This is a genomic window from Flexilinea flocculi (genome assembly GCF_001192795.1).
In the GTDB taxonomy this organism is placed as follows: Bacteria; Chloroflexota; Anaerolineae; order Anaerolineales; family Anaerolineaceae; genus Flexilinea; species Flexilinea flocculi.
Map to the genome: position 1 here is coordinate 1,993,835 of NZ_DF968181.1, position 21,774 is coordinate 2,015,608.

Consider the following 21,774-nt stretch of genomic DNA (forward strand, 5'->3'; position numbering starts at 1 on the left):
AGAGAGAACAGAGAGACAGCGATTTATATGTAATCGATCTCAGCTAATGAGAAAGAGTATTTGTTTAACAGTAATTGTTGTTCGGATCCCAACAATCACTGTACAACAAATTGATATCGATATTCAATCGTTGGTCAATAATTTGAGCGACTGAGGAACTTTACGAACAAATCAATACCGAATACAATCAATGAATCAGAGGGAAATCAGCAATTTGAAATACGGGGGGGAATTCTTTGTCATTGTGATGTTTTTATGTGCAGCGCAAAAACATCACAATGACTATTTTTTCCCGATTAATTCGAATAGCAAATTGATATTTCGAATTACTGGAGGGTAATACAACATGGATCAACAGAAATTAAGATTGTTGGAATCGTACTGTATACAGGAAGAAGCGCCAGCATGTATTGCTGCCTGCCCCATGCATATGGATGTCCGATTATTGCTTCGCCAATTGAGAGATCATGATATGGATGGAGCGTTTAAAACTTATCGAAAAAGTATCCCGTTTCCATCAATATTAAGCCGAATATGCGAAGAACCTTGCCAGAAAAAATGCCGGCTCTCAGAAATTGGCGAAGGAATAAGCATTCGCGCTCTCGAATCCTTCCTTTTCTCCCGTTCGAATTCATCCGCTTTGCCGACGATGCTTCCGCAAAAAAATAAAAAAGTGGCATTTCTGGGTTCCGGGCTGGATGCTCTGGCTGCGGCATATGACCTGCGCCGTAAAGGCTATATTACGAAGATTTATGAACCTGCATCATCAGCTGGCGGATTTCTGAAAAATGTATCGGAAACGATTTTGCCCTCTCAGATCATCGATGACACTTGTTCTCTTCTTATTAAGATGGGAATCGAATTAAACCTATCGCAGCATACAACAGGATCTTCTGCCCTGCAAATTATTGACAGTGGAAAATTCAAAATACAGGATGATGAATTTATTTGTGTGTACATTTCCGGCAACCTGGAAATTAACCGAATTGATCAAATTACTCGCATGACAGAAACCAGCGGTATTTTTGGCGGGACAGCCGCTCCAGAATCATGGATTGAGCAGGCAGCTGACGGAAGACGGGCAGCAATTTCAATGGATCGTTATATACAAAATGTATCGATGACTGCTTCCAGATCCGATGAAGGCAGTTATGAGACGCGTCTGTTTACATCGTTAACTTCTGTTCCGCCATCCCATACTTTCATTCGGAATTCGCAAACAATACCGGACGAAGACACTGCCATACAGGAAGCAGCCAGATGTATCCAATGTACTTGTATGGAATGTGCGAAAGGATGTGAATTTATCCGCCATTATGAAGCGTATCCCCGTGTTTACCTGCGGCAGGTTTACAACAATGTGTCCATCTGCACGGGATTACGGCAAAAGAATAATATGATTAATTCTTGTTCCGTTTGCGGTCAATGTGAAAGCGTCTGTCCAAATAAATTGAATTTTCACGATGTCATACGGGAAACAAGGCAAACTATGGTGGAGACAAAAAAAATGCCCCCTTCAGCATTTGACTTTGCTTTGCGAGATATGATTTTTTCTAACAGCGATGCGTTTATGGTAGCGAAAAGCCCGGAAGGACATAAAGTTTGTTCATTTGTATTCTTCCCCGGATGTCAGCTTTCTGCCTCAAATCCTGCTGCAGTGGAAAAAGTTTATGCGTTATTGCTGGAAAAATTCAGCGATTCCACCGGTTTATTGCTGAGATGCTGCGGAATTATTGCAGATTGGGCTGGCGAAAAAGAGAAATTTCAGCAGGCTCGCAATGAATTGCTTCAGGAAGTTGAATCTCTCGGAAATCCCGAATTGATTGTCGGTTGTCCTGGTTGCATGCAAACATTTCGAAATTTCTACCCTGCATTAAAGATTCGTTCCCTTTGGACCATATTGGATCAAATGGATATTCATTCGAAACAACATGAAACAATACAAACCTTTGCGATTCATGATCCATGTGGAGCAAGATATCAACCAGAAGTTCAGGACGCTGTGCGATCGTTAGCAAAAAAAATTGGCATTCAATTGGAAGAACTCCCGCTGAACAGAGATCAAACTTCCTGTTGTACTTATGGAGGTAACGCCTGGAACGCAAATCGCTCGCTCAGCGATGCCGCTGTGGATGCCCTTGCTGCAGAGAATCCTCATGATTATTTAACCTATTGCGCCATGTGCCGTGATTTTTTTCTGAAACGGGGGAAAAATGCGTATCATATTTTAGATTTATTTTTTGATCCGGAGCGAATCATCAGCGGCAAAGCCATGCCAAGACCGGATTATTCCATGCGGCATGAAAACCGATCTCGTTTAAAAAAGCACTTATTAAAAAAGTATTGGAGTGAAGAAATGAACGCATCTGCACCTTATGAAAAGATCAAACTTTTTATTTCTGAGGAAGTCCGCAGCGTGTTAGAAGAAAGAATGATTTTAGTGGAGGATTTGCAGCAGGTTTTGTATCAAACGCTCGAAACAGGAAACCGGATGGTCAATGCACAAACTGGGCATTACCTGACCCATGCTACTCCGGGACATGTAACGTATTGGATTGAATATTTGCCGAAGAATGATGGATATCAGATTTTTACTGCCTATTCACACAGAATGTTCATTGAGGAGGCAAACTGATGGCGCAATATGTTAAAAATGAAGAGTTCGCAGAATGGCGATGTGATAAATGCAACTGCGAACTGGAATTGAAAAAGGTCGTTGTATCGTATTTGGAAGGTTCATTTCCAGTAGATCTTCCAGTCTGTAAGAAGTGCGGTCAAGTGTTCATTCCAGAATCGTTAGCCATTCATAAGATGCTCGAAATTGAACAACAAATGGAGGACAAATAATTTCCGGCACTACCTTTGAAACTTGCTTTCATCCAGGTGGTTTGGAATTGACAAAACGTCTGGTCCAATTGAGTGGAATTCCCGCTCATGCAGCCATTGCAGATTTGGGATGCGGGGAGGGTATTGTTTGTGAATTCTTGCATCGCAATGGGTTTGAGCCAACTGGTGTCGATCTGAGTAAGCATTTTATTAATTCCAATGAAATCAAGTTTATACAAGCTGATTTTCTGGACTTGCCATTGATATCAAACTCTTTTGACGCAGTTATGATGGAATGTGTTCTATCCATCCAGAATGATCTTTCAACAGGTTTATCGGAAGCCCGTCGAATCCTGAAACAATCTGGATTATTACTATTGAGCGATCTGTATCTGCATTCCGATCAAGATAGCGATTGTAATCTGATTACAATGAACCAATATCTTGAGATAATCAGGAAGATGGGTTTTCAGATTATCCAATGGGAAGATCATACACGAGAATTAAGAGACTTGATTTTTAAAATTTTATGGGAACAAGATTCCATAGAGCCTTGTTGTTTTCCAAACGGGCAGCATGGAATGAAAGGATCGAGAAATCTGGGCTATTTTATATTGATCGGGAGAAAAAACGCTCATACATATGGATAAATCCGTTCAATTATTCGGCTTTATCAATGTTATTGAATTTGAAAAATTCCAGTAATTCGAGATATTAACCAACTTTTCGAATCAATCGAGAAAACCCGTTGTCGTGTTTTTTTTCGCTTTGTACAGAAACAACACAAAAATAAATGAATTTCCCCATATTTCGAATCGCAAGAGAAATACTCGATTGGAGATTTTGTTAAAAACAGAATACTGAATCGAAACTGGTAAAAAGGAGTTATCGATGGAAGAAATCGAAGAATTATTACAATATGGCCGTCAAGGCTACAATTGCGGTCAAATTATGATGATCCGGGCTTTAGAGATGCAAGGGAAAGAAAATCCTGATGTTGTGCGTGCTATGACCGGCTTCGCAGGCGGAATAGGATGGTCAGGCGATCTTTGCGGAGTGCTCACGGGCGCCGTTGCTGTGTTGGGGCTATATGCAGGCAAAGGATCTTTACAGGATCAGGATGATGTACGGCTGATGTTTATGATTGAAGATCTGATTAAGTGGTTTAAAGAGAGATATGGGGAAACATACGGCGGAATTCATTGCAATGAGATTTTAGGTTTAAATTCAGGGAAAATTGATATGGATCGCTGCCCTGTCATGATCGCTGAAACGTTACAATATATTAAAGAGTTATTAGTCAAAAATGGTTACGATCTTACCGGGGGAATCCTGGATGAATGAACCCCGAATATTTTCACAGACACAAAGCGTCTGTCCGGTTTGTTTAAAAGTCATCCCGGCAATGGAAGTCATCAGAGAAAATCATCATGTCTATTTGGAAAAAACGTGCCCGGATCATGGTTCTTTCTCTGTGATTACCTGGCGGGGTGAACCTTCGCTGGAAACTTGGGGGATGAAAAACATCCCCGCTCATCCGGATCATCCATTTACCAATCTGAACTATGGCTGCCCGTATGATTGCGGGCTCTGTCCGGATCATGAACAGCAACCCTGTTGTGTTTTATTGGAAGTCACGCAGCGATGTAATCTGCAATGTCCTGTTTGTTACGCTTCTGCCGGGATCTCCAAACGAATGGATCCATCCATCGACACGATCCGTTTCTGGTATCAGCGACTGATGGAAGCAGGCGGTCCATTTAATATTCAGCTTTCCGGCGGGGAACCATCGCTCCGAGACGATCTTCCGGAGATCATTCGCATCGGGAAACAGATGGGGTTTAACTTCTTTCAACTCAATACGAATGGAATTCGAATCGCAGAGGAGGAAGGTTTTCTTGAAACACTGAAAGAAGCCGGACTAAATACTGTCTATCTTCAATTTGATGGGACAGAAGATTCAATTTACCAACGCATTCGCGGAAAACCGCTATTCGATTTGAAGAAGAAAGTCATAGAACGATGTCAGAATGCAGAAATCGGTGTCGTCCTGGTTCCAACGGTAATTCCGGGAATCAATGACTGGAATCTGGGAGAAATCATCCATTACGCTATTTCTCATATTCCAGTAGTTCGGTGTGTCCATATCCAACCTGTTTGTTATTCCGGAAGAATGATGCAAAAGCCTGAAAATAAAGACCGGTTGACCATTCCGGAAATATTTCGAAAAGTGGAAGAACAGACAAACGGATTGATAAAAGTTGACCATTTTAAACCAGGCGGTGGTCAGCATCCGATGTGCGGTTTTCAGGCAAATTTTGTCCTGATGGAGGATGGGACCTTAAAAGCTTTATCAAAATTTGTTCCGAATGAAAAAACGGAAGGTTGCTGCTGTAAATCCATAGAAGCTTCAGCCAGTAGAATAAAAGCTCAAAATTTTGTCGCAAAGACATGGACTTTTCCTGAAAAAATTCACTTAAAACAAAGGAATCCAGAGCCGTTTTTTTCGGAATGGGATCATTTTCTTGAGCGGAAGAAGAACTATCAGTTCACCATTTCAGGAATGGCATTCCAGGATGCCTGGAATTTAGACCTGGAACGCCTTAGAAGCTGTTATATCATGATCGTATCGCCGGAAGGGAATCTGGTTCCTTTCTGTGCCTGTAATTTAACAGGTGAATCCGGAAATTCAATCTATCGATGAATCCAAATATCGTCTCCGATCCCAAAATCAATCAAACAGAACTGACTGCATTGCCGCTGACACCCGTTCAACTTGAAATTGAGCGGAAAATTGGGATTTTAAGGGACTCATTGTCGACACAAATCTTACAACAATGGCAGTTAGCTCGATTGAATCAGGTATTGCAATATGTAAAAAAACGCAGCCCATTTTATCAAAATTTGTTTGCATCTTTCCCTGAACACCTGAATAGTTTTACAGAATTTGAAAAATATCCCTTTACAACGGCTGATGACATCGCAAAAGAAGGAAATCGGATGATCTGTGTCTCACAAAGCGAGATTGCCCGAATCGTCACGCTGGATACCTCAGGAACAACCGGTAAACCAAAACGCATCTTTTTCACACGGGAAGATCAAGAATTGACGATTGATTTTTTTGGTGTTGGTATGTCCACTCTGATCGAACCAGGATACAAAGTTCTGATCCTTTTACCCGGGAATACTCCAGGAAGTGTCGGAGATCTTTTACAGAAAGGTATCGAAAGAGTCGGTTCTATCGGGATCCAGCATGGACCGTTTACTGATCCATATGCTACCAATACACGGATCGAAGCGCTCCGGATTCAAACGCTTGTCGGTACGCCAAAACAAGTATTTACGCTGGCTCGAGTCTGGCAAATAGCTGGAATGAAAAATTGTCCGGTTCGTTCTATTTTATTATCGACCGATTATGCAGCACCTTCTCTGATGAATCGTATACGAGAAACCTGGAATTGCAGCATATTGCAGCACTACGGTATGACAGAAGCTGGTTTGGGCGTCGGGATTGATTGCGCTGCGGCAAGAGGATTCCACTTGCGGGAAGCCGATCTCTATTTTGAATTGATTGATTCAAATGGGCTGCCAGTTCCTGACGGGACTCCCGGAGAAGTCGTTCTCACAACTCTGACGCGGAAAGGAATGCCGTTGATCCGCTATCGATCGAAAGATATCAGTCGGGTGATCCAAGGAGACTGCCCCTGCGGCACGGTTCAAAAAACTTATGAATGGATTAAAAAGCGAAAAGATGATGATCCATCAATCATTTCGATCCAACAATTGGATGATTTAATCTTCGACCAATCCGGAATCAATGGTTTTAATGCTGCATGGATCGGGAAAGACTTAAAACTGAATCTATACTGGGAATCAGAGTCTCATTTCAAAAATGCATCTATCATTGATCGGATGATTCGAGATCAGCATCCTTTAATAACGCATATAATTATCCAAAATGAAATTGGATTTCCAGACTCTGCTTTTGAAATGAGAAAAAAAAGAATCGCGTCATGAATCAAGAAAAATCTACAGTCCAAATAGATAAATTAAAGTCCGGAGACGAGGAATCGTTTGCAATGTTAGTTGATGAGACATCTGGGAAAATTTATCGCACCTTACTTCAGATTCTGGGCAACGAACAAGACGCGGAAGATATTTTACAAGAAACGTATTTGAAAGCCTATCGTGCCATCCCTGAATTTGAAAACCGATCCGGTTTATATACCTGGCTTCACCGCATTGCCCTGAATGAAGCACTGATGCAGATTCGGATTCGGAAACCGCAGATTGTCTCTATTGATGACAATGAGCCTTTTTCCGATGATCTGGATATTGAACAGAAGGACATTGTTGATTTCTGCTGTCTGCCTGAAGGAGAATTGCTCTCCAAAGAAAGCCGGCATTTTTTAGATCAGGCAGTCCAAACCCTTCCCGAATCTCTCAGAATTGTTTTCGTAATGCGCGATATAGAAGGATTATCGACGCAAGAAACCGCTGATGCATTACAAATCAGTGAAAACAATGTGAAAATCAGACTGATGCGGGCACGGATGATCCTAAGAAAAAAACTTTCAGCATACTTCAACAAGTTTTTCATTGAGGAAAAAGAATTATGAAAAACCATAACCATGCTCCATCATGCAAACAAATGTTAGGAAATCTTTCGGAATTCATTGATGGTGATCTGCAAGCGGAATTGTGCTCTGAAATTGAAGAACATTTAAAAAATTGCAAAAATTGCCGCATCGTAGTTGACACACTGAAAAAGACTGTAGAACTTTATGAAAAATGTGCTTCTGAAGAAACAAATTTACCGAATGACGTGCGCGAACGATTATTTAAAAAATTAGCATTAGATGATTTGAAAAAGCACCAAGAATCTTCATAATGGATCAGCATTTCGAAATTTATGCAGATTATCGGATACTGAGAGAAATTTTGATGCTGTGTGATTTTTGAGCAGAACTTATAAATCACACAACATCAAACAATCCTCCTACGATTTCGAATTAATGGAAATCAATTCAGAGCAGTCAATTTGTTTAGAATTTATCCAAAAAGTATTGATGTACCCTGAGATCATCGGTCAGTTCCGGATGAAAAGAAGTAACGAGCATGTTCTTCTGTCTTGCAGCAACAATATGGTCATCCATGCGGCAAAGGATTTGAACATTTTCATCATCGATTCGCTCAATAAATGGCGCACGAATAAACGTCATCGGAATTCTTCCAATTCCTTCAAAATTCTCAACCGCGCAAAAACTTCCAAGCTGCCTTCCATAAGCATTTCTTTTCACCGAAATATCCATGGCCTGAAAGTAAAGACGATCATCATTGACGATTCTTTTTGCCAGCAGAATCATACCGGCACAAGTGCCTAAAACCGGTACACCGCTTCGTATCAGATCATCGATACATTGAAAAAGTCCGCTGCTGTGCAATAATTTTCCGATCGTTGTACTCTCGCCGCCTGGAAGAATGATCCCATCCGGCTTATTTTTCTCCAAATCGCCCATCTCCCGAATCTCAAAATTAGGGACGCCTAATTTTTCAAGGGCATGAATATGTTCGATAAAACCACCTTGTAATGCCAGCACACCGATCATTATTTGCCGCGCTCCGCCATTAAAAGGTCAATTTCCTGTTCATTAATACCGACCATGGCTTCCCCTAAATCCTCAGAGAGTTGAGCGATTAAGGCAGGATTATTAAAATTGGTTACCGACTTAACAATAGCTTCAGCCCGTTTTGCTGGATTTCCGGACTTAAAAATTCCTGATCCCACAAAAACGCCTTCTGCGCCTAATTGCATCATTAAAGCAGCATCAGCCGGTGTTGCAACACCGCCTGCCGCGAAATTCACCACCGGAAGTTTTCCATTCTCATGAACATACTGAACGAGTTCATAGGATACCTGCAGTTCTTTAGCTGTATGAAAAAGTTCATCTTCGCGCTGGTTTTGAATTTGTCGAATTTGTGACATCATCATCCGCATATGACGGACAGCCTGAATGATATCGCCTGTTCCAGGTTCCCCTTTTGTGCGAATCATGGAAGCCCCTTCAGAAATTCTTCGTAAGGCTTCGCCCAGATCCTTTGCCCCGCACACAAATGGAACATTGAATTTCGTTTTGTCAATGTGGAACAAATCATCTGCCGGTGAAAGCACTTCGCTTTCATCAATGTAATCAATCTCAATTGCTTCCAGAATCTGAGCTTCAACAAAATGCCCGATTCGCACTTTTGCCATGACGGGAATGGATACAGCATGCTGGATTTCCTTGATCATCTTCGGATCACTCATGCGCGATACGCCGCCCGCTGCCCGAATGTCCGCGGGGATCCGTTCCAACGCCATCACTGCACACGCACCGGCATTTTCAGCAATGCGTGCCTGTTCCGGAGATGTCACATCCATGATGACACCGCCTTTCAGCATCTGTGCAAGATTTTTATTTAATTCATAACGTTCATTCATTGTTTCACCTGTTGTAATAATTGGATTAATACATTCATAATTTCACTACAGAACATCACGTTTGAAAAAGAATGATTACATTTATCGATTTCAAACCCTGACGGAATTTATTATCCGGAGAAACCATTCAACTCCAATTTTTCAATATTTCGAACCACTGTGAAACGATATTTATGACACAAAGCACGCTGCATTCGAATAAAAAAAAAGTGTTGAGGCTGATCCTCATCAGATCGCATCAACACTTCTTTTTTTAATTTCATCAATAAAGTTTTTTACGAACCTTATTAAACATTTTCCGGTGATAACTTAGTTTTTTCCAGCAAGGAAATCATTCACCAGGTTTTTCAACCCTGATTCGGAAAGAGCGCCTACCTGTGTTTTTACAACTTGCCCCTTGGAAATAAAAAGCATTGTCGGTATACCCTGAACACGATAATTGACCGCCCATTGGCTGTTTTCATCCGTATTGACCTTTGCCACAATGATTTTACCGGAATACTCTGACGCAATTTTATCTAACAATGGAGCAACCATCCGGCAAGGCCCGCACCAGGGAGCCCAAAAATCTACAAGAACCGGAAGCTCAGCTTTTAATACTACTTCTTCAAATTGATCATCATTGACATGAATAACACTGTTCATTTTTTTCTCCAATTATTTTATTGTTTTTTCTCTGACCAATCAACCATCATGCGACTGCGGCCATTTATTTCTTTTTCAATTGCCATTGCAGCTATAGCACCCTCTGCGGCAGAAACAACTACTTGCTTTACATGGGTACATAAAACATCCCCAATAGCATAAACTCCCGGAATGCTGGTCTGAAAACTGGAATCCACTATCAGGCATCCGCTTTGTGAAACTTCCAGTTGTCCCTGAATAAAATCTGTCACCGGTCTGCCGCCTTGCAAGTACACAAATGCACCTGAAACGCTCAGCAATACCTCATGCTGATCCGATTGAACCGCTAATACAGCTTCTACGCGATTTTCGCCAATAATTTCTTTTAGTTTTGTTCCTGCATATAGAATAACTTTTGGATGATTCTTCAGCGTTTCCACAAGTTCTTGCGGTGCAGCCAAACGTTCCGTCTGGGACAGGAAATAGACCTGATTCGCATATTTGGTTAAAAATAAAGCCTCCTCTATCGCTTCATCAGTATTTCCTGCGACAACAACATCTTTATTTCGATAAAAAGCCGCATCACAAGTTGCGCAATAGGAAACGCCATGACCAAGCAGCCGATCTTCTCCTTGAATTCTGACCCCTCTTCCCATCGACCCCGTGGAGATAATCACGAATCGGCTGTTATATACGCCTCCATTTCCAAAAATGCTTTTCGTTTCACTTTGTAGATCAACCCCAATCACTTTATCAGAAATATATTCAGCTCCGAATAATTTTGCCTGCTCCCGCATTTTTTCAACCAGTTGTGCGCCGCTGATCTCTTCTACAATTCCGGGATAATTGACGATTTTTGAAGTAATACCAAGTGCTCCGGATGTCAATCCTTTGTCCACAACCAATGTTTTTAATCCTGAGCGGGCTGCATAGATTGCTGCAGTTGAACCGGCAGGACCGCCGCCGATGATCACAACATCATAATTTGCAGACGCTTTCTGACTCTCATTTGAATTGTTTTTTATTTGATTATCTTCCATCATCAGCTCCATTTTTTTTCTTCATTGATATTAGATGCAAAAATCAAAAGAAAGTTACAATGGGTTTTCCAAATTCATCAAATCCGCTGCAGTAGTTCGAAATTGCGAAAAGTCTTTTCAGAAAAAAGAGTATTATTGAGTTTTTTTGAGCAGAGCGTAAAAACAATACTTCAATAAATAGTATTTCTCATATTTCGAATCGCTGGAATTACGATGAAAAATCTGACTATAATTATTCTTACGTTAATTTTGTAACCCATTGGCAACGAATAAGGAGAGAACGATGCTGAATTTTGACTATCAGAATAAAACAAGAATTGTATTCGGAAAAGATACCCACAAACAAATCGGAAGCCTGATTAAACCGTTCACATCAAAAGTTCTGCTGCATTATGGCAGCGGAAGTATTAAAAAAAATGGCATCTATGATGATGTGATCCGTTCCCTAAAAGAACAATCGATCGAATTTATTGAACTGGGCGGTGTAAAGCCAAATCCACGACTATCATTGATTCATGAAGGGATCGATCTCTGTCGGAAAGAAAAAATCGGATTCATCCTGGCTGTAGGAGGCGGCAGCGTAATCGATTCCGCAAAAGCCATTGCCATGGGAGTTCCTTATGATGGCGATGTTTGGGATTTCTTCGCAGCCGGTAAACATCCCGATACTGTGCTGCCGGTTGCCACGGTATTAACCATTCCTGCGACAGGATCAGAATCCAGTATCCGATCCGTCATATCGGATGAAAAGACACAGCGCAAGCTGGGATATGGTGACGAAAAAATTCGTCCGGTTGTCAGTGTCATCAATCCTGAAATTTATTTTTCACTTCCGGATTTTCAAATTGCCTGCGGTGTTTGTGACATGATGAGCCATATTATGGAAAGATATTTTACAAATACGACTCATACCGACTTGATCGATGGACTTTCGGAAAGTACTATGAAAACGATCATGAAAAACGGTTTAATCCTGAAACGTGACCATACAAATTATGACGCCTGGGCTGAAGTGGCATTCTCTGGCACACTGGCACATAACGGATTTCTAAATTTGGGCAGAGAGCAGGATTGGGCTTGTCATGCCATGGAGCATGAGATGAGCGCAATCTATGACGTTGCGCATGCGGCAGGTCTGACCGTCGTAACCCCAGCCTGGATGAAATATGTCTATCAAACCAATTTACCGATGTTCGTTCAATTTGCTGTCAATGTAATGGGCGTTGAAGGCAGTTTCCGTGATCAGGAATGGATTGCGCTGGAAGGGATTCGCAGGCTGGAGGATTTCTATTCTAGAATGGAAATGCCATTATCCATGAAAGAAATTGACATTGACAGCGAAAACTTTGAATTGATGGCGAAGAAGGCTACCGGATTTGCATTTGGAAAAGAAAATAAAATCGGCGGATTGAAAAAACTTACCTGGGAAGATGTGCTGGCTATTTATCAATTGGCTGACCGATAAAACTGACTGCTTATTGTGTTGTTTCTGCGCGAAGCGCAAAAACAACACAATAAGTATCAATCCTTCCTATATCTCGAATCATTGTAGTAAGCAATGAAAAATTGCCATTTTTTATAGTGATCGTGTTATGTCCGTTTAATAAATTCTGTTCGGCATTTTGGACAGGTGATGCAGATTTTCCCTTTTCCTTTTGGTACGCGAATCTTTTGTCGGCATTCAGGACAGCGATAAAACTTATACGTTTTCATCTCTTTCAACTGCCGTTTTTGCCGCAGCAGCCAGTTCTCAACCGGATACCAATACTTTAGAAACCATGAATTTTCCTTACTTCTGCGCAGATAATCGCGGGAAAATGCACGATAGATCATGAATCCCAAAAGAATATAACTCGGAAGCATCAGGATTTCAATTCGGACCAAAGAGGAAATTAGCGAAAGGATGACTCCAAGGATTAATACTGCGATATTCAGCTGATCGTTTCCATAACGACCGCGCATAAATTGATTGAATTTGTTCTGAAATTGATTCATTTTCTCACTCGTATTTTTTTTAGTATTGTATCATTCTCTTGTAAAAATCCATCCTTCAAATAATACATCAGCAATTCCTATGAAAATAGAATTCAATTTTCATAGGAATTGCTATAAGGAACCTGTCATTGCGAGCCCCGAAGGGGCGTGGCAATCTCCCAGCTACATGTAGGGCAGAGCTCCATCCGGAAAGAGATTGCTTCGTCGGGCTGACGCCCTCCTCGCAATGACAGATCAATCAATATTTCGAATAGCAGAGGAAAGAAACTACACATCCGATAATGAAAATTGAATTCTATTTTCATAGGAATTACTATAAGGAACCTGTCATTGCGAGCCCCGAAGGGGCGTGGCAATCTCCCAGCTACATGTAGGGCAGAGCTCCATCCGGTAAGAGATTGCTTCGTCGTGCTGACGCCCTCCTCGCAATGACAGATCAATCAATATTTCGAATAGCAGAGGAAAGAAACTACACATCCGATAATGAAAATTGAATTCTATTTTCATAGGAATTACTGGACTGAATGTTAATAAATCCGGCAATTCATAAAATGAAAAAAATTCTTATTGTTATGAATTTTTGGATGTCGATTGACAGTCATTTGGAAATTAGCTGTTCTTGATCAATCTCAGGGACATATGGAATAAATCTTGCAACTTTCTCTATAAAATCGTCGCAATCATCCATATGATAATAATCCAATTGGTTTTCAATCAAAACAGTCCTCTTTTTTGTGGATTTATGAGAAGCGAAAAAGCTTCGATGTTTTCAAAACAATAAAAAAGTAGTCTCTACTGCAAATTTTTATCGAAAGGCAATTGAAAAATGCAAAATCAAAAACATATAAATAAACGTTATCACGCTGTTAATAGAACCCGCTATATTCAAATAATTTTGATATCCATTTTAGCGGTATTTCTTCTGATGGCCGCAGCGCCAGTGGAAGCATCCAGCACAGTCACCATTCACAATATAATCGACTTGAATGGCAATAATACACAATCCAACAGCGATAATGACCAGCTTCCAGGTAGTGGATGGTCATTCCAGGCATCCGTTTCAAGCGGTGGCAGTATATCTCCTTCAACCGGAACAACCAATGCGCAAGGAGTCTTAGGACCTTATACAGTCACACTCACCAGCTCTTTTGCTTATGTTAATCTGAATATCCCGGTTGTTCCCTCCTTTTACACATTTGTATATGGATACTGCACAGGAACTGACAGCTATGAATTGGATTTGGATTACCTTGATGGAGACGATCGCGGAATCCAGGAGATCGAAGTAGGTGACAGCACAGATGTCCAATGCTATTTTTTCAGTCGCCCGCGTACACCCATCCTCATCATTAAAGAAGACACACTCTCAGATGTGGATCCCCAGGATTTTCAATATTCATTAATAGGGCAGTCATCCGCAATGGCAGAGAAGTATTTTACACTTGATGATGATAATGATGATACATATTCCAATAGTGCCATTTACCCGCTGCAATGGAGCGGTTATCCGATGCCTGGGATCTACAGTTTGACGCAGACTGGCATAACAGGATGGAGAACTGAATCAGCCTGCACCAGTTCCCTGGGAAAAAGTCAGATTGCCTCAAATATCAACATTGCAGAAAATGAAATTGTTACCTGTACATTTACAAATTCCAGAAGCTTGGGAAGCACACCGAATTATCCGATTCTAACGTTGATCAACCATGTAAAAGGGGATGGACTGGCAAAACGATCCGACTGGTCAATGACTGCCGCTGCCGATGACAACCTTAAAATATTTGAATCCGGAATACCGCAATCGGTTCATGCCGGAGTAATGTATTCATTAAACGCAACTGTTAACAATTTCGATATTGATCCGGATGATTATGACCGCAGCGAATGGAATTGTAGAACGCGCGAAGGGATCGAAATTCCGCTCTTTAATGGAAATTCAATCATTCTGAATAATGGCGAAGATGTCATCTGCACCATTACCAATTCCTATAACAAATATTTGATTCCAGGTTTAGGCCCATACTAATACGCCTCTGCTATTCGAAAAGCGGGAAGGATTTTTAACTGTTTTTATGGTTTTTTGCTTCATGCCAAAGATTTCTTAAATAAATGATCCATAGATGGATCTGTCATTGTGAGAAGAGCGCTCACTGGACAAAGCTTTGTTTCGGTAAGTTTCAAAAGATAGCTTCGCTCTAGGTTATTCGCGATGACAGGTTTCATTCCGGTAATTCGAATTTTGGAAAAATTTTTTAAGCAAAAACAAGAACCTGTTGTGTTGTTTATGCGCGAAGTGCATAAACAACACAACAATTATTCCATTCTATATTTGAAATTTCTGGTTTCATTATATAATGTTGATATCGGTGTGATATAAAGGTAAAATCGATGAAAAAGAGTAAATTCATTGATTGTTTATTTATGATCGGGATGACAACTTTCCTTTTTTTTGCAGGTAATTATTCACAGCAGTCATTCCAGCAAGAAAAGACAAAGGACGCAACGATGAAGATAACCAGTGTCGCCTTCGATAACAATCAATTTATTCCATCCAAATATACATGTGATGGGAAAAACATCAATCCGCCGCTGGCATTTTCTGAAATTCCTGAAGGTACGCGGAGTTTTGTACTCATTGTTGATGACCCGGATGCTCCAGCTGGAACGTGGGTTCATTGGGTTTTATACAACATTCCGCCTGATGTTTCCACAATTAAAGAAGATGACGTGCCTGATGGTTTACAGGGGAAAAACAGTTTTAGTAAATCGTCTTATGGAGGTCCCTGTCCCCCATCAGGTACACACCGTTACTATTTTAAACTATACGCATTAAATACAGTTCTACCTGTTTTCGACCATCCGGATAAAAAAGCCATCGAAACAGCGATGAAAAACCACATTCTCGCTCAGGCTGAGTTGATCGGATTATATAAAAGAGAATAATTCGAAACATAAAAAGCGCCTGTATGAAAGAAATAAATTCAATATTTTCCTGATTCGTTCATTTATTCGCTAACCAGGTACTGGTTTTCTCACTCGATTCGAATAATCGGTCAATATTTTCGAATTATTCTATTTTGTTGTAATTTTTTTTATAAAAAAAATGGAGAAAAATCATCTTGAAATTTGAACCTTTTCATTTGGAACGTTACTTTGCCCGTTATGAATTTACAGCCCGTCATTTACTCTGCTGTTCTGACTGCGATGGATTATCGCTGAATTCTATTCTGAATATGGCCGATGCAGAAACCAGACAGTTATGGGACGACCTGCATCTCGGTTATACCGAATCGTTGGGGCACCCGCTGCTGAGAGAAGAAATTGCGTCATTATATCGAGGAATTCAACCAGAACAGTGTCTGGTAACCGCTCCCGAAGAAGGAATCCTCCTGACCATGAACGCCATTTTAGATGAAGGGGACCATGTTATTTGCACATTTCCTGGATACCAATCACTTTACCAAATTGCTCAAAATGCGAAATGTGAAGTCACGCTTTGGACTCCTGAGGAAGAAAATGGATGGCGCTTTAATCCCGATTTTTTGGAATCGCATATCCGGCCAAATACGAAATTATTGGTGATTAATTTCCCTCACAATCCGACAGGTTTTCTGCCTTCGCATGAGGATTTTCGAAAAATCATTTCCTTTGCAGAAAGCCATCATCTATATCTGTTCTCCGATGAAATGTACCGCTTTCTGGAATACGATGATTCAAATCGGCTTCCGGCTGCCTGTGAAATTTATGAAAATGCAGTATCGCTGATGGGAATGTCAAAGACATTTGGACTGGCAGGAGCAAGAATCGGCTGGATTGTCACAAGAAACCGCGATTTGTTCTCAAAAATCGCTGAACAAAAAGATTACACTACGATTTGCAGCAACGCTCCAGGCGAAATTCTATCCATCATCGTATTAAGAAACAAAGATAAAGTCATCAGTGAACATTTGGAGAGAATTCACAGAAATCTGTCAGTATTGGATTCGTTTTTATTAAAACACTCGGAAATGCTGGATTGGATAAAACCGAAAGCAGGTACCATTGGTTTTCCAAAATTGAAAACCAATCAAGACTCAACCGGTTTCTGTCAGGAAATCATTGAAAAGGCTGGAATCCTTTTACTGCCTTCTTACGTATATGATTTTGACACGAAACATTTTCGTATTGGTTTTGGTCGTGAAAATTTTCCGGAGGCGTTGGAACAATTGGATGGTTATTTGAAAAGAAGGAAAGAAATTTGAGTTCAAAACGGAAGCAAAATTCATAATTTGAAGTATGGAAAATTATCAAAAGAAAGAAAAATATGAAATTTAGATCGATTTATAATCATTTATCAAGTGAAATAGAAATTACATTACACACATTTCCAGCTACCGCTGCGCTGATTATTCTCATTTCGATCATCTTGTCGATTGTCATCGATCAAAAAGACCAAAATTATCAATTCCTGTTAAATACAATGCTTCCCTTTCTCATTCTCTGGGGACCAGGAGCTTTTCTGTCCGAAGTCTATTTTCCATTCCAGAAAAAAATTCGTTGGGCTTTTATCGGATTTTTTGCAGCTCCAGCTCTCTTATTCGTATTCCTGGCTCAAAAAAATGATAGCACCTTCTGGTCAATCGCTGCTGATCCGAATCAATACCAGATCGCAAGGGCTATCCTTGCATGGTGGATCATTCTGTTCGTTTTCGGCATTTATGGAAGTTACCGAAAATCCGGTTTCCTGTTCAGCCATTTTTTAACTCGTGTTATTGAAAACATTACCAAAATTGGAATTATCGCAGCGGTTCTTTCTGCCGGTGTATCGCTGATTTCTCTGATTTTCATTTTTCTGATTCTGGATGGAAAGAATTATGACTCCATGATAAGGTCGCAGTTGCTGATCAACAGCAGCGTTATCGGAATTGGATTTCTGTCTTCGTTACATAACCTCAGAGAAGAAATATCCAATTTTTTCAGCATCATCGTGAAATACATTTTATGTATTTTGCTCATTGTGGCATTCGCGATCATCTATTTATATATCGCGCGAATTTTCATTACCCAGATTATTCCATCCAACGAAATTTTCAGGATCATCGCTGCTTTGTTCACAATAGGACTGCCAATCTGGACGATGGCAGGATATTTTAAAGAAGACAATCTTCTCACCAAAATCACAAAGAAATTGCCTTATAGTTTCATCCCTTTTCTGGGCCTTCAGGCTTATTCGATAGGAATTCGAATTTTTGAATATGGATTAACGCCACTCCGATATCTTTGTGTTGTGATGATCATCTTTGAAGCCGCCTATATCCTATTGTATTGGCTGAAAAAAGGGCAGACCGAGTTAATCTTGATCATATTTTCGATCTTTACACTTTTCGCATTACTCCTCCCAGGTCTAAATATGTTCAGCAGTTCGATCCACAATCAACAACAATCATTAAACAAGATAAATACTGCGCCGTTTGAACAATGGACACCGGAAGAACAAAGAAGAATCGCTGGCGCTTATTTCTTCTTGAAAGATTCCAACGAAGCGAAAAAGATTCTTGGGAATTTCAGCGCGGAACAAATCAGCAGCATTGAAAACAGCGTTCAATTTCAGAAGGTTTTCAACCAGGAACGGAATTTCGTCCATCAATTTACGCTTGATGGGATTGATATCCAGGATTTTCGAAGTTTGAGTGAAATCAATTATTACTCCAATCAGGAACCGGTAACCCTGAATGCCGTTCCATTTACGAATGTCGAGGAAAAATCTGTTATCACTGTAGATATGTCAAACCTTTTTCAGGAATTTCTGGCAGTAGATCCTAAGGATGAACAAAAAATGGCTGAATTATCAAATCGCCTGGTTACAAAGGAAGGCGACACGATTTACTTTTCTCTGATCCAATTTTCGACAGATGATGAGGGGAAAATAGTATATGCATTTTTTGATGGAATTTTACTGAAACAGTAGGAATTTATTCCAGGCAATACGAGGATTATTTCATTCCATCAATAAACAGACACCTTTCGATGGAATGGATAACCCATCAGCAATTCGAAATATGGATTGACTTTTCGAATCAATCAAGAAAATTTGTTGTTCTTATGGTTTTGCCATCAATTCGAATTATGGAAAGAATTATATGATGTTGTGTCGATTTTGCGCTTTGTGCCAAAGATTTATAGGATGAATAATTCATAGATTAATCTGTCATTGCGAGGAGGGCGTTAGCCCGACAAAGCAATCTATTCCCACATATGGTAGAAGATTGCTTCGTCTCTAAGGGACTCGCAATGACAGATTTGATCCATTCCATTTGACTTGTTATCAAATAATTTCATATAAATCATCATTAATGAAGGTAAAAGTCTTTAATATTTTTAGACAATTTTTATTCGTGTCTCCTAATTTCCATATTTCAAATTGCTGGTAATCCATAAAAAAGTGTATGGTTTTATTTCTAACGAATTTTTTCGGTATTTTCCCGGATTTTTCTCCTGATTTGCGCAGCCTGATCAAAAATCGCTTCCCTGCTCAAACCGGCTTCTTCATACATGGCAAAAATATTTTCATCCGGAGTTTCCGGAGGTATCGTATGAGAAGCGGCAAGAATATATCCGCCGTTTTGCGCTTCCATTTGGCTCAAAAGCTGATGAATTGCATCCCGAACTTCCCGAATCGTCCCGTTGGGAAGCAATCGCTGGGTATCGACTCCGCCCATAAAGGTCAAATCTTTGCCGAATTCCCGTTTCAGTGACAACGCTTCCATGCCAGGGCAGTTGCTCTGAATTGGATTGAGGACATTCAATCCCATCTCGATAAGATCGGGAATAATCGGACGCAGACTGCCGCAGCAATGATAAGCGACGAACAAATGATGTGATCTGCCCACATCAAACAGACGTTGTAATCCGGGACGGATCATCTGTCGCCACAGGTTCGGGCGAAACATCATTTGTTGTTGAGACGCCACATCATCACCAGTCCAGAGCCAATCCAACGAGTATCGACTGCAGGCTGTTTCGGCTAATTGGATCGAAAAATCAATACAACGGTTGATCATGATCTGTGAAAATTCAGGATCTTCAATCATATCCAGCAATACAGAATCCATACCGCGCAGCCGCCATAACAATTCAAATGCGCATGGTGACACATCACAACCTATAAAATAATGGTTTCGCGTATCTGCAATTGGAACCATTCGATTCATAAACTCATCAATTTTCGATAGCGGAAACTGATATGCCAGTACTTCCTCTTTGGTCTTATTCTTCAACGGGAAATGTGTAATTTGATTGAAGCCATAGCTTCTCGTCCAGGTGATACCCCAATCATCAACATGGGATTCGCCATCCTGATCATGAACGATTCCCTCCATGGCAAGATTATTGTTCACCCATGTCTGATGGATATCATTGCCCATCGCATCACCGACTGCATCGACAGGTATCTCCAACAGTTCGCTTAAATGTCTGGCTGTTTCCGGATGAAACCACATGAAAATCGGAACCCTGTCCACCTTTTCATGACGCAATGCAGCATAAACGCGTTCCCGTGAATTCATCACTCCTCCATTTTCATAATTTCGTTCAAGAGATTTTTAACAAAAAGAACATAGCAAGATATGCTAATTCAATGATTCGAAATATGAACAAGCTATTTGAATAGAAAAAGTGCCTTTTTTCATAATTCGACAGATAATCGCGCGAAAAACAAATTATTCCGGAAGATCTGAAAACAAACCAGTACTCAGGTAACGCTCTCCAAAATCCGGAATGATTACAACAATCAGTTTTTCTAAGCTTTCAGGCCGTGCAGCTACCTGTAAAGCAGCCCACATTGCTGCACCGGAGGAGATTCCGACTAAAATACCTTCCTCAGCCGCTAATCTGCGTGCCGTACTCATTGCATCTTCATTTTTCACTCGGATCACTTCATCATAGATTTGCGTGTTAAGAACCTCCGGAATGAACCCGGCTCCAATTCCCTGAATCTGATGTGGTCCTTTTGAGCCACCGGATAAAACCGGAGACGCATCCGGTTCAACAGCGATGATATGCATAGAAGGTTTGCGGCTTTTTAAGACTTCGCCCACACCGGTAATTGTCCCACCTGTTCCGACGCCAGCAATCAGTATATCGATTTTGCCATCCGTATCGCGCCAAATCTCTTCCGCAGTCGTTTTCCGATGAATTTCCGGATTGGCAGGATTCTTGAATTGCTGAGGGAGGAAATATTTGTCCGGTTCCTGGAAGACCAATTCTTCCGCTCTATTAATGGCTCCGCTCATCCCTTCAGAGGCTGGTGTCAGAACAAGCTCCGCACCATATGCACGCATCATCAGGCGCCGTTCCCGGCTGAAATTTTCAGGCAGAAAAATCATGATGGGATAACCTTTTGCAGCAGCAACCATGGATAGTCCAATACCGGTATTTCCGCTGGTGGGCTCAACAATCGTCATGCCCTTCTTTAGTTTTCCATCAAGCTCTGCAGTCTCAATCATAGCGGCCGCAATGCGATCCTTGATGCTGTGCGCAGGATTAAAAGACTCAAGTTTTACTGCGATAACAGCGCCGGTTCCCCTGGATAATTGGTTTATACGAACCAGAGGAGTATTACCGATAAGTTCTGTAACATTGGAAGCAATTTTCATTTTGGGTACCTTTTTCCTTTAACAAAAAAGCAACTTGTTAATGGCTGCAGCGATTCAAATCCGGTTTTTCACAGCAGGTATTCGAATTCGGAGCGTATTTAAATTTTGACCATGATTTTCTTGACATGCTTTGTGAAGCACAAAAAACTGAGCTGATTATTAAGCGACCAGTAAT

At 40.8% G+C, this 21,774-nt stretch carries 20 protein-coding genes; 13 read left to right on the forward strand and 7 right to left on the reverse strand.

The features are described 5' to 3' along the window. Window positions 1-346: 346 nt before the first annotated feature. The 8 genes from ATC1_RS13250 to ATC1_RS13285 all read left to right on the forward strand — a co-directional run bounded on the left by ATC1_RS13250 (window position 347) and on the right by ATC1_RS13285 (window position 7,717). Complete coding sequence (locus tag ATC1_RS13250) at window positions 347-2,635, forward strand: pyridine nucleotide-disulfide oxidoreductase/dicluster-binding protein (RefSeq protein WP_062283214.1); 2,289 nt, start codon at window positions 347-349, stop codon at window positions 2,633-2,635. Beyond that, entirely contained in the window at window positions 2,635-2,847 is a 213-nt protein-coding gene (locus tag ATC1_RS13255; RefSeq protein ID WP_062283217.1) for a DVU_1557 family redox protein, read from the forward strand. Before ATC1_RS13250 ends, ATC1_RS13255 begins: the two co-directional genes overlap by 1 nt. Further along, window positions 2,847-3,476, forward strand: a complete 630-nt coding sequence (gene trsM, locus ATC1_RS13260) for a DVU_1556 family methyltransferase (RefSeq protein WP_407920573.1) — start codon at window positions 2,847-2,849, stop codon at window positions 3,474-3,476. The genes ATC1_RS13255 and trsM overlap by 1 nt, the downstream gene beginning before the upstream one ends. Window positions 3,477-3,717: 241 nt before the next feature. Then, a complete protein-coding gene (locus tag ATC1_RS13265) occupies window positions 3,718-4,170 on the forward strand; it encodes a DVU_1555 family C-GCAxxG-C-C protein (RefSeq protein WP_062283223.1) in 453 nt (150 codons plus the stop codon). Next, window positions 4,133-5,530, forward strand: coding sequence for a radical SAM (seleno)protein TrsS (trsS, locus tag ATC1_RS13270; RefSeq protein ID WP_236688138.1), 1,398 nt, complete (start codon window positions 4,133-4,135; stop codon window positions 5,528-5,530). The genes ATC1_RS13265 and trsS overlap by 38 nt, the downstream gene beginning before the upstream one ends. Continuing rightward, window positions 5,527-6,843, forward strand: a complete 1,317-nt coding sequence (locus ATC1_RS13275) for a DVU_1553 family AMP-dependent CoA ligase (RefSeq protein ID WP_062283229.1) — start codon at window positions 5,527-5,529, stop codon at window positions 6,841-6,843. Before trsS ends, ATC1_RS13275 begins: the two co-directional genes overlap by 4 nt. Continuing rightward, a complete protein-coding gene (locus ATC1_RS13280; protein WP_062283242.1) occupies window positions 6,840-7,445 on the forward strand; it encodes a sigma-70 family RNA polymerase sigma factor in 606 nt (201 codons plus the stop codon). The genes ATC1_RS13275 and ATC1_RS13280 overlap by 4 nt, the downstream gene beginning before the upstream one ends. After that, window positions 7,442-7,717 carry an anti-sigma factor family protein gene (locus ATC1_RS13285; RefSeq protein ID WP_062283245.1) on the forward strand — a complete coding sequence of 92 codons (276 nt, stop codon included), beginning with the start codon at window positions 7,442-7,444 and terminating at the stop codon, window positions 7,715-7,717. Before ATC1_RS13280 ends, ATC1_RS13285 begins: the two co-directional genes overlap by 4 nt. Before the next feature lie 154 nt (window positions 7,718-7,871). Here the strand turns inward: ATC1_RS13285 and pdxT are convergent, their stop codons facing one another. The 4 genes from pdxT to ATC1_RS13305 all read right to left on the reverse strand — a co-directional run bounded on the left by pdxT (window position 7,872) and on the right by ATC1_RS13305 (window position 10,971). Continuing rightward, a complete protein-coding gene (gene pdxT / locus ATC1_RS13290) occupies window positions 7,872-8,438 on the reverse strand; it encodes a pyridoxal 5'-phosphate synthase glutaminase subunit PdxT (RefSeq protein ID WP_062283248.1) in 567 nt (188 codons plus the stop codon). After that, on the reverse strand, window positions 8,435-9,307 hold the full coding sequence (gene pdxS, locus ATC1_RS13295; RefSeq protein ID WP_062283251.1) for a pyridoxal 5'-phosphate synthase lyase subunit PdxS: 873 nt from the start codon (window positions 9,305-9,307) through the stop codon (window positions 8,435-8,437). Before pdxS ends, pdxT begins: the two co-directional genes overlap by 4 nt. 309 nt (window positions 9,308-9,616) lie before the next feature. Beyond that, entirely contained in the window at window positions 9,617-9,952 is a 336-nt protein-coding gene (trxA, locus tag ATC1_RS13300) for a thioredoxin (protein WP_062283254.1), read from the reverse strand. Window positions 9,953-9,969: 17 nt separating this feature from the next. After that, a complete protein-coding gene (locus ATC1_RS13305) occupies window positions 9,970-10,971 on the reverse strand; it encodes an NAD(P)/FAD-dependent oxidoreductase (protein ID WP_236688139.1) in 1,002 nt (333 codons plus the stop codon). Window positions 10,972-11,254: 283 nt separating this feature from the next. Between ATC1_RS13305 and ATC1_RS13310 the strand changes: the two genes are divergently transcribed. Next, window positions 11,255-12,436, forward strand: a complete 1,182-nt coding sequence (locus ATC1_RS13310) for an iron-containing alcohol dehydrogenase (RefSeq protein WP_062283261.1) — start codon at window positions 11,255-11,257, stop codon at window positions 12,434-12,436. A 125-nt stretch (window positions 12,437-12,561) separates the two neighbouring features. Here the strand turns inward: ATC1_RS13310 and ATC1_RS13315 are convergent, their stop codons facing one another. After that, window positions 12,562-12,966, reverse strand: coding sequence for a hypothetical protein (locus ATC1_RS13315; protein WP_062283264.1), 405 nt, complete (start codon window positions 12,964-12,966; stop codon window positions 12,562-12,564). 826 nt (window positions 12,967-13,792) lie between these two features. On the opposite strand from ATC1_RS13315, the gene ATC1_RS13320 reads away from it, so the two are divergent. The 4 genes from ATC1_RS13320 (at window position 13,793) to ATC1_RS13335 (ending at window position 18,913) form a co-directional block, all read left to right on the forward strand. Continuing rightward, on the forward strand, window positions 13,793-14,992 hold the full coding sequence (locus tag ATC1_RS13320) for a hypothetical protein (RefSeq protein WP_062283267.1): 1,200 nt from the start codon (window positions 13,793-13,795) through the stop codon (window positions 14,990-14,992). A gap of 362 nt (window positions 14,993-15,354) precedes the next feature. After that, complete coding sequence (locus ATC1_RS13325; protein ID WP_201777293.1) at window positions 15,355-15,909, forward strand: YbhB/YbcL family Raf kinase inhibitor-like protein; 555 nt, start codon at window positions 15,355-15,357, stop codon at window positions 15,907-15,909. Window positions 15,910-16,085: 176 nt separating this feature from the next. Next, window positions 16,086-17,207, forward strand: a complete 1,122-nt coding sequence (locus ATC1_RS13330) for an aminotransferase class I/II-fold pyridoxal phosphate-dependent enzyme (RefSeq protein ID WP_062283271.1) — start codon at window positions 16,086-16,088, stop codon at window positions 17,205-17,207. Between the two features lie 62 nt (window positions 17,208-17,269). After that, window positions 17,270-18,913 carry a DUF4153 domain-containing protein gene (locus tag ATC1_RS13335; protein WP_062283274.1) on the forward strand — a complete coding sequence of 548 codons (1,644 nt, stop codon included), beginning with the start codon at window positions 17,270-17,272 and terminating at the stop codon, window positions 18,911-18,913. 490 nt (window positions 18,914-19,403) lie between these two features. Here the strand turns inward: ATC1_RS13335 and ATC1_RS13340 are convergent, their stop codons facing one another. Both ATC1_RS13340 and cysK read right to left on the reverse strand, forming a co-directional pair. Beyond that, window positions 19,404-20,510: a uroporphyrinogen decarboxylase family protein gene (locus ATC1_RS13340; protein ID WP_062283277.1), complete on the reverse strand. Its 1,107-nt coding sequence runs from the start codon at window positions 20,508-20,510 to the stop codon at window positions 19,404-19,406. 153 nt (window positions 20,511-20,663) lie between these two features. Then, window positions 20,664-21,599, reverse strand: coding sequence for a cysteine synthase A (gene cysK, locus ATC1_RS13345; protein ID WP_062283280.1), 936 nt, complete (start codon window positions 21,597-21,599; stop codon window positions 20,664-20,666). Window positions 21,600-21,774: the final 175 nt, after the last annotated feature.

Bases quoted from the DNA above. Each gene is read 5' to 3' on its own strand.
- ATC1_RS13250 (WP_062283214.1), top strand. From the start codon at position 347: ATGGATCAACAGAAATTAAGATTGTTGGAATCGTACTGTATACAGGAA.
- ATC1_RS13255 (WP_062283217.1), top strand. From the start codon at position 2,635: ATGGCGCAATATGTTAAAAATGAAGAGTTCGCAGAATGGCGATGTGAT.
- ATC1_RS13265 (WP_062283223.1), top strand. From the start codon at position 3,718: ATGGAAGAAATCGAAGAATTATTACAATATGGCCGTCAAGGCTACAAT.
- trsS (WP_236688138.1), top strand. From the start codon at position 4,133: ATGGTTACGATCTTACCGGGGGAATCCTGGATGAATGAACCCCGAATA.
- ATC1_RS13275 (WP_062283229.1), top strand. From the start codon at position 5,527: ATGAATCCAAATATCGTCTCCGATCCCAAAATCAATCAAACAGAACTG.
- ATC1_RS13280 (WP_062283242.1), top strand. From the start codon at position 6,840: ATGAATCAAGAAAAATCTACAGTCCAAATAGATAAATTAAAGTCCGGA.
- ATC1_RS13285 (WP_062283245.1), top strand. From the start codon at position 7,442: ATGAAAAACCATAACCATGCTCCATCATGCAAACAAATGTTAGGAAAT.
- pdxS (WP_062283251.1), bottom strand. From the start codon at position 9,307: ATGAATGAACGTTATGAATTAAATAAAAATCTTGCACAGATGCTGAAA.
- trxA (WP_062283254.1), bottom strand. From the start codon at position 9,952: ATGAACAGTGTTATTCATGTCAATGATGATCAATTTGAAGAAGTAGTA.
- ATC1_RS13305 (WP_236688139.1), bottom strand. From the start codon at position 10,971: ATGGAAGATAATCAAATAAAAAACAATTCAAATGAGAGTCAGAAAGCG.
- ATC1_RS13310 (WP_062283261.1), top strand. From the start codon at position 11,255: ATGCTGAATTTTGACTATCAGAATAAAACAAGAATTGTATTCGGAAAA.
- ATC1_RS13315 (WP_062283264.1), bottom strand. From the start codon at position 12,966: ATGAATCAATTTCAGAACAAATTCAATCAATTTATGCGCGGTCGTTAT.
- ATC1_RS13320 (WP_062283267.1), top strand. From the start codon at position 13,793: ATGCAAAATCAAAAACATATAAATAAACGTTATCACGCTGTTAATAGA.
- ATC1_RS13325 (WP_201777293.1), top strand. From the start codon at position 15,355: ATGAAAAAGAGTAAATTCATTGATTGTTTATTTATGATCGGGATGACA.
- ATC1_RS13335 (WP_062283274.1), top strand. From the start codon at position 17,270: ATGAAATTTAGATCGATTTATAATCATTTATCAAGTGAAATAGAAATT.
- ATC1_RS13340 (WP_062283277.1), bottom strand. From the start codon at position 20,510: ATGAATTCACGGGAACGCGTTTATGCTGCATTGCGTCATGAAAAGGTG.
- cysK (WP_062283280.1), bottom strand. From the start codon at position 21,599: ATGAAAATTGCTTCCAATGTTACAGAACTTATCGGTAATACTCCTCTG.